The 7,744-nt window shown below is 57.2% G+C and carries 5 protein-coding genes; 3 read left to right on the top strand and 2 right to left on the bottom strand.

What is annotated here, in order from left to right:
* Positions 1-124: 124 nt before the first annotated feature.
* Positions 125-427, bottom strand: coding sequence for a helix-turn-helix domain-containing protein (locus AB7E65_RS10970; RefSeq protein ID WP_072285679.1), 303 nt, complete (start codon positions 425-427; stop codon positions 125-127).
* Positions 428-588: 161 nt separating this feature from the next.
* Entirely contained in the window at positions 589-2,649 is a 2,061-nt protein-coding gene (locus AB7E65_RS10965; protein WP_428745900.1) for a PocR ligand-binding domain-containing protein, read from the bottom strand.
* Between the two features lie 453 nt (positions 2,650-3,102).
* Between AB7E65_RS10965 and AB7E65_RS10960 the strand changes: the two genes are divergently transcribed.
* From AB7E65_RS10960 to AB7E65_RS10950, 3 genes are all read left to right on the top strand, one after another.
* Complete coding sequence (locus tag AB7E65_RS10960; RefSeq protein WP_428745899.1) at positions 3,103-5,640, top strand: glycyl radical protein; 2,538 nt, start codon at positions 3,103-3,105, stop codon at positions 5,638-5,640.
* A 72-nt stretch (positions 5,641-5,712) separates the two neighbouring features.
* Positions 5,713-6,132 (top strand): GlcG/HbpS family heme-binding protein, encoded by a 420-nt coding sequence (locus AB7E65_RS10955; protein ID WP_072285676.1) that lies wholly within the window; start codon positions 5,713-5,715, stop codon positions 6,130-6,132.
* Positions 6,133-6,185: 53 nt separating this feature from the next.
* Entirely contained in the window at positions 6,186-7,202 is a 1,017-nt protein-coding gene (locus tag AB7E65_RS10950; protein WP_320360716.1) for a glycyl-radical enzyme activating protein, read from the top strand.
* Positions 7,203-7,744: the final 542 nt, after the last annotated feature.

Raw genomic sequence — 7,744 nt, 5'->3', positions numbered from 1 at the left:
GGTCGAAAGCCAATGTCCCTCGCGGACAATCCGGCATCAGGGTCGGACTGTCCGCGAGGGTTCTTTTTTGGGGGGCCAGATAGCCGTGAAATCCATTGGTGAGTTTGCAGGAGCGAAGAGCAGCTTAAATATTGGAGATTTTGTCTTCTGCTTCCTTCTTGGCCGATTGGCTGGCAGGATGGAAATCGATATAGGCCAGCATGCCCGGAAATCTCTCCTTGAAGATGAGTTCGAGGAATTCATATTTGGGTATCTGCAATACTTCGGCGTATTCTTCCCATTTTTCCAGGGGGAAGGCAGCTCTGCCATTTTCGAGATAACCGATAAAATTTCCGTATCGATACCCGAGAGCTTTCCCGAGTTCCGATTGGGTCATCTTCAGTGCTTCCCGCCGTTTTTTTATTTCCGATCCGATCAGATTTTCCATAGCGCTACCGTCCAGACGATAGAAAAATTAATGTATGGCGTCGGCTTCAGAAAATCAGGGCCGGTGCATAAATCCGCCGCTTTTAGAAACAAAGTAACAAAGTAATTGCTCGCCGTCAAGGATCATTAGCCTTCAAGGCAAGCGGCCTTGTGCGCGCAGGTTTACAGGCACAGTTGTTTCTGGTCCGAGGTTATCGCCTTGCGAATAGCCTGCAAAAGGCGGCCCTTGATGTAGGGTTTGGCCACGAAACCCTTGATTTTATCCCTGATGTCGCGGTTATGGATGAAGTTTTCCGTCAGGTAGGCGCTGGCCACGAGTATCTTGGCATCGGGGTCGATGCCCAGCAACTCGCCGATGCATTTTTCGCCGCCCATGCCCGGCATGATGAGATCCATGATGACCAGCCGGATGTCGTCCCGCCGCTGGCAATAGATTTCGTAGGCCTCTTTTCCGGACTGGGCTTCCAGAACCGTGTAGCCATAGCTGTGCAGATATTCCCGGCCGCGATGCAGGATGTAAGGGTCGTCGTCCACCAGCAGGATGGTTTCGTGCCCGCCAATGGGAAAGCGGATGATCTGGTGGTCGACACGGGTGGCTGGCAGCATGATTGAAATGCAGGCGCCTTTTTCGGCGTTGTTGCCGCAGGTGATGTGGCCTGAATGGTTCTTGACGAAGTTGTAAACGGTCGTCAGGCCCAGGCCGGTGCCCTGTCCCGGTTGCTTGCTGGTGTAGAAAGGCTCGAACAGGTGAATGAGATCCTGGTCGGACAACCCCGGTCCTTCATCGAGGACGCGCACCTGGATATATTCACCGGGACGCAGATTGGGGCGATTGGCGGCATAGGACGGGGTGGCGATGAAATTGCGGGTTTCGATGTGGATCGTGCCGCCATCCGGCATGGCGTCCTTGGCGTTGAGCAGCAGGTTCATGAATATCTGGAAGAGCTGGACCGGGTCGCCGTCCTTGACCTTGCAGTCGGCCTGCAGGGAAAGATCGAAGTCGATGCTGGAGGGCAGCAGGGCGCGCAGGGAGTGGGCGACCTGGTCGATGAGCTGGTTGATGTCGACGGACTGCCGGCAGCCGGGCTGGTCTTCGCGGAACATCAGCAGCCGCTGGGTCAGCTCGCTGGTTTTGATGACGGCCAGTTCGATTTCCTTGAGCTTGCCGTAAATGGGGCTGGTTTTATCTTCCGCGGCCAGCAGCAGCTCCACATTGGTGCCGATGATCTGCGCGAAGTTGTTGAAATCGTGCGCGACACCGGTGGCGAGGTTGGCAATGGCCTCCATCTTCTGCGAGTTGGCCAGCTCCAGCTGGGCCTTGCGCATGGCTTTTTCCGCCTCTTTCTGGGAGGTGATGTCGGTCATGTGCAGCAGCAGCGCCTGGCTGCCCTGCCAATCCATGGCGACGGCATTGGTCTGGACCCACCGGGTTTTTTGCGGATCGTTGACAATGCGGGTGCCTTCCAGCGGGGCGTCTGATGCGCCCTGCCGGGTTTGGTCGAGAAAAGCTCTGAAACTGGCCTGATCCTCGGGGTGAATGAACTGGAAAATATTCTGGTTGCTGCCAAAACCGTCAATGATCTTGCGGTTGGCAAACACGATGGTGTCGTTCTGCACCACCATGATGGCGCTGGCGGAATTTTCCACCACCAGGCGGTACCGCTGTTCCGATTTTTTCAGATGCTCGTTGGCCTGGTTCAGGCGCACCTGGCTCAAGCCCATCTCGCCGATGACGATGGCCAGCTTGGAAAAATAATCGGTGACCGATTTGACCTTGTCTTCGGAGAACACCGGAACTTTCAGCAGGGCCTGGATGTACGCGGTCTCGTCAAAGCCGAAATCGCGCGCCTGCTGCATGAAAAAGGCGATATCGGGCGGTTGCAGCAGAAATTGTCCCATGTAGAGATTGGCGATGTGTTCGCCCTGGATCCGGATCGGTGCGGCGGCTTCCATCAGACCGTTCTGACAGCGGTAGATGATGGTGTCGGTCAGGCTGTCTTTAAAATATTTGGGAGGCAGGCAGATGTCGCTTTCAATACAGCGCTGATGGGTGACGGGATGTTTTCGGTGGAAGTTTTCGCAGATTTCCTGCCAATTGCACTTGGTCCAGATGGTGCCGTCCACTCCGATGATGGCCGCGGTAATGCCCACCAGGTCGGAAAACCGCTGGGCCAGTTCCCTGATCTGGGAAATATCGAATATTTCCTCGAACCTGTACAGCATGGGCCCTCCGCTGAAAGATGCGTGCATTTTAGGGCTTGCCCGGATTTCAGAAAGAATCCTCGCGCCGTTGCGCTTGCCATGCGCGCCTGAACGTGTCCCGTTTGTGGTCTCGGGGCGTGTGGCAGGCAAGCGGCATTTAGGCCTTTAAACGCCTTAAGTATGGGCGCTATCGAACAACAAATCAAGTTGTTGGTTTTTGTGAAACACACCCGTTGTCCGGTGGTGGCTCTGCCATGTGCCCAGGGTGTGACAGCGACGGGCTGATATAACCTCGTTTTCGATGAAAAGACCGCTTGACAACCAAGTAATTGATTGGTAGGGTTTTTGAAAAGTAAGTAATTGGTTGAGTTGTTGGGACGCAAACCCCGCTTGGCCAACCTCATTGCGCGAGTGTCCCTGCAGAAAATCCGCATCGAGCATGTTGCAAGCTGTCGACAAGACGAGGAGGTAACTATGTATGACGCATCCGTAGTCAAGGAAACCGCAAAAGTCACTCTGGAAGGTTACGATCCCTATGACAAGGACTACGGGACCGGGACCTCCGGGCTGGAGGAAAATCCGTCTCCTTTTGCGCGCATCAATGCCTGGCGGCAGCAGTTTCTGGATACGCCCCTGGGCGTGTCCGCCGAGCGGGCTGTGTTGTGGACGGAAAAGTTCAAGGAAAACAGCAACAAGCCACATATCATCCGCTGTGCGGAGTGCTTTGCCCATGTGTTGAAAAATGTTTCCATCGAAATCGGCAAGTATGAGCTGGTCGCCGGCAACATGGCGGCGCCGCCGCGTTGCGCGCCGGTTTTTCCGGAGTTCTCCTACGAGTGGCTGGTCGAGGAGATGGACAACAAGCCCTTCGAAAAACGGCCCGGCGACCGTTTCCTGATTACCGAGGAAACCAAGCAGCAACTGCGGGATATCCGCGAATTCTGGAAGAATCGGACAGTGCACGACCTGGCCAAATCCCTGATGCCGGCAACCGCCCTTAAAGGCACCGGTTCCTACGGCAAGGGCATCTACCTGCTCGGCAACTATTTCTTTGGCGGGGTGGGGCACACGTCGGCCCGCTATGAGAAGATCTATGAACTGGGTTGGAAGGGGCTGCAGGACAAGATCGACAGCAAACTGTCCGAACTGGATCCGTGCGACCCGTCGGTGCTGGACAAAATTCAGTTCTATCAGGCGCAGCTCATCTGCCTGGACGGCATCATGACCTATTGCCGCCGTTATGCGAACCTCGCGCGCCAGATGGCACCCGCGGCTGAAGGCGAGCGCAAGCAGGAGCTTTTGCAGATGGCGGATAACCTGGACTGGATCGCCGAGAACCCGCCGCGTTCCTTCTGGGAGGCCCTGCAACTGTGGTGGATGCTGACCGTGGTTATCACCATCGAGGGCAATGGCCATTCCATCCACTGGGGACGTTTCGATCAGCATCTCTATCCCTTCTTCCGCAAGGACATGGCCGAAGGGAAAATCACCAAGGACTTTGTCCAGGAACTGATCGAGGGGGCCTGGATCAAGATCAGCGAGCTGACCAAGATCCGAGACGAAGGTTCTACCAAGGCTTGCGGCGGCGTGGAGCTGGGCGGGCCTTCCTTGACCATAGGCGGGCAGACTCCGGAAGGTGAGGACGCCACCAACGAACTGTCTTTCATGTGCGTCGACGCCATGGCGCATGTGCGCCTCAATGCCCCCTGGCTGACCAGCCGCTGGCACGCCAACTCGCCCCGCGAATGGTGGGTCAAGGTTACCAAGGTGGCCAAAATGGGGCTGGGCATGCCGTCCTTCTTCAATGACGAAATCATCATCCCGTCCATGGTGAACCGCGGTCGCACTATCGAGGACTCGCGGGATTACGGCGCGCTGGGCTGTGTGGAGCCCAACTCCGAGGGGCGCGAATACGGCTGGCACGACGCCGCGTTTTTCAATATGAACAAGGTTCTGGAGCTGGCCATCAACAACGGCAAGTGCACCGGCTGCAGCGCCGCGTGCCCCATGTACGATCAATGTGTCGGCGCCGGCGAGACCCTTGGCCTGCAGACCGGATCGCTGGCGGATTTCAGCAGCTTTGACGAGGTCCGGGAGGCCTACGACAAGCAGATGAAGTACTGGGTCGACCGGCTGGTGATGGCGGAATGCGCCATGGATGTGGCGCATCAGACCCGCAAGCCGCTGCCTTACCTGTCCCTGCTGGTCGAGGATTGCATCGACAAGGGCAAGGACGTGACCGCCGGTGGAGCGCGTTACAATTTCATCGGTCCCCAGGGGGTCGGCGTGTCCAACGTGGCCGACGGCCTGAGCGCCATCAAAAAGCTGGTGTTCGAAGACAAGAAGATCTCCGGGGCCGACCTGCTCGATGCCCTGGAAAAGAACTGGGAAGGTTATGAGCCCATCTATGCCCTGATCAACAGCGCCAAGGTGCCGCATTACGGCAACGATGACGAAGAGGTCGACGACCTGGCCCGCTGGGGCGCCAAGTGCTACTGCAAACACCTCGAACGCCGCCCCACACCGCACGGCGGGGAGTTCCAGGCCGGTCTCTATCCGGTGTCGGCCAACGTACCTTTCGGCGCCATCACCCAGGCCAGCCCCGACGGCCGCAAGGCGGGTGAGCCGGTCGCCGACGGCGTGTCTCCGGTGCACACCAGCCGTGGCTCTCACGACGTCTCCGGGCCGACGGCGGTGGTCAAGTCCGTTTCCGCCCTGGATCACGGCATCGCCTCCAACGGCACCCTGCTCAACATGAAGTTCAGCCCGTCAACCCTGGCCGGGGAGACGGGGGATGAAAACTTCATCGGCATGATGAAAGTCTATTTCCAGCGCAAGGGCATGCACAACCAGATCAACGTCATCAGCCGTTCCGTGCTGGAAGATGCCATGGATCATCCGGAAAAATACAAGGGACTGATCGTGCGCGTAGCTGGCTACAGCGCCTTTTTCACCGAACTGGATCCCAGCGTGCAGCGTGATATTCTGGAACGAACCGAGCTGGAATTCTGATGTCAGCGCGATTGCCGGGCCGTACAGCCGGCCCGGCAATCCTGTATCAAGGCCATCGCCAGGGGGCATACGATGAAGATGAATTTGAAGACGGCGTTGCGCATGATCAGCGCAAGTCAGGAAAAAGCCGAACAGCTGGGGGTGCCGGTATCCATTGCGGTGGTGGATGCAGGGGGCAATCTCGTGGCCCAGCACCGCATGGACAACGCCATGCTCATCAGTCAGTTTTTGTCTCTGAACAAGGCCTATACCTCGGTCGCCACCACCATGCCTACGGAGGAATTGGCCCGGCATACCCAGCCTGGCGGACCTTTCTTTGGCGTGCATACCTGCCAGGCCGCCAGTGGCATCTGTATCTTCGGCGGCGGTTATCCGGTGTCCGACGAGGGCTGTATTGCCGGAGGCATCGGTGTAAGCGGTGGGTCGTCCGAAGAGGATAGGGCCATCGCAGCCGCCGGCCGCGATGCTTTCGAGGTGGCCGCGGGACGCTGAGCAACCGTCGCGAAATCCACACGGGAGAGCCACGGACAGGAAGGGAGTTTGCGATGCAAGACAACATCGCTCCAGGCAGGGTCGACAGGCTACAGCCGGACATGGATGCCCGGGGCATTGTGTACAGCATACAGCGTTACACGGTTCATGACGGCCCCGGCACCCGGACCTCGGTATTTCTGAAAGGCTGCACCATGAGCTGTCTGTGGTGCTGCAATCCCGAAAGCTGGGACAAAAACCCGGAGGTCGCCGTTTATGAGCAACGCTGTATCGGGGTCGAGAAGTGCGGCTATTGTCTCGATGCCTGCCCGTTTACCTCGCAAGGCATTTTTCGCATCAGCGAGGAGGGCCTGGTGGCCGGTATCGATCGAAGCCTCTGCACCCGCTGCATGGCCTGCGTCGATGAATGTCCGGCAAATGCCCTGGCCCGCTGGGGCGAAGACATGACGGTGGCGCAGGTGATGCGTGAAGTGCTCAAGGATCGGGAATTTTTCGATGAGACCGGCGGCGGCATTACCGTTAGTGGCGGCGAGCTGTTCGTGCAGACGCCCTTTGTGGTGGAACTGCTGAAGGCCTGCAGGGCCGCCGATGTGCATACCTGCATCGAAACCGCCCTTGGCGTGCCATGGAATCTGGTGGCTCAGGCCCTGCCCTATACCGAATATGTACTGACCGATATCAAGCACATGGACGCGGACAAGCATCGCGCGTACACCGGCTGTGACCTGGCGCTGGTGCTGGATAACCTGAAAAGACTGGGGCGCTCGGGCATCCCGTCGGTGATCCGCGTTCCCCTCATTCCCGGATACAACGACAGCGATGAGAACATTGAGGCCACGGCCCGGTTCATCGCCAGTGAATTTGGGTCCACACCCCGGCAGGTGCAGGTATTGCAGTTTCACGAACTCGGCAAGACCAAGTACGAAACCCTCGGCAAGGCTTACCCTCTGGCGGATATGAAGAAGCCGCCCCGGGAGGATTATGTGGCCCGGTTGAAAAGTGCCATCGGCATTCTGCGCAACTGGGGATTGCCGGCCTATGTTGGCAGCAATGTGAAAATGACGCGTTAGGCATCATTCCTAATCCTGAAAATTCCAAGGGCGGAGGGTGCGTCGGCATCCTTCGCCCGTTTTCTATCCACGGCATGGCAGGAGCATGCCGCAAAAAGGCGCATGTTGTTAAAATCCCACAAACAATCCCGCAACCGGCCATCCAAACGCAAAGTTCCGGATGCCGTGATTGGGCGAGAGTCCTGGCCTGGTTTCTATTCATGGGCCATGTCCCTGAAGTCCGGCAAAAGGCCGCGTTATGTCGGATCGAAGTGTTCCACTTTTTTGACTTCAACATCTCGTCCTTATTGTGTAATGGTTTTTTGATGGTAGTCTGGTGGTAATCTTTATGGCGGATCGTGCCAGAATGGATTGAAATCCCTGTTGCTTGCGGGAGCCCTATGTAAAATTCAAAACAACCCGGAGTTTGTGACCGCCGGCTTCGGAAGAACAGGGAGGAACAACAGGCGCACAAGGAAAATTCTCTCTATTCTCAAGGTTGAATTCATGCATGAGCGCGAAATCCTCAACCATGTCCATAAAATACGTTGCTGGTCAATCGG

Source organism: Syntrophotalea sp. (assembly GCF_050253115.1).
Lineage (GTDB): Bacteria > Desulfobacterota > Desulfuromonadia > Desulfuromonadales > Syntrophotaleaceae > Syntrophotalea > Syntrophotalea acetylenica.
This window is presented reverse-complemented; position numbering and strand designations above follow the sequence as displayed.